This is a genomic window from Salinicoccus sesuvii, assembly GCF_042648145.1.
Lineage (GTDB): Bacteria > Bacillota > Bacilli > Staphylococcales > Salinicoccaceae > Salinicoccus > Salinicoccus sesuvii.
In genome coordinates, this window is record NZ_JBHRWV010000011.1 from 1 (window position 1) to 660 (window position 660).

Sequence of the window (660 nt, forward strand, 5' to 3'; positions counted from 1 at the left end):
CGCCTCCTAAAGAGTAACGGAGGCGCTCAAAGGTTCCCTCAGAATGGTTGGAAATCATTCATAGAGTGTAAAGGTATAAGGGAGCTTGACTGCGAGACATACAGGTCGAGCAGGGTCGAAAGACGGACTTAGTGATCCGGTGGTTCCGCATGGAAGGGCCATCGCTCAACGGATAAAAGCTACCCCGGGGATAACAGGCTTATCTCCCCCAAGAGTTCACATCGACGGGGAGGTTTGGCACCTCGATGTCGGCTCATCGCATCCTGGGGCTGTAGTCGGTCCCAAGGGTTGGGCTGTTCGCCCATTAAAGCGGTACGCGAGCTGGGTTCAGAACGTCGTGAGACAGTTCGGTCCCTATCCGTCGTGGGCGTAGGAAATTTGAGAGGCGCTGTCCTTAGTACGAGAGGACCGGGATGGACATACCACTGGTGTACCAGTTGTCGTGCCAACGGCATCGCTGGGTAGCTATGTATGGCCGGGATAAGTGCTGAAAGCATCTAAGCATGAAGCCCCCCTCAAGATGAGATTTCCCCATTAGATCCCTCAGAGATGATGAGGTAGATAGGTTCGGCGTGTACGTGTGGCGACACATTCAGCGGACGAATACTAATCGATCGATGACTTATTCAATTAATGAAAACCGTGTGGGTTTTCTGCGCA

Annotated in this window: 1 rRNA gene; it reads left to right on the forward strand. The window is 52.9% G+C overall.

The window, feature by feature from the left end:
- Positions 1–630: ribosomal RNA gene (locus tag ACFOJ8_RS12340) — 23S ribosomal RNA — on the forward strand; the annotation flags it as partial.
- Positions 631–660: the final 30 nt, after the last annotated feature.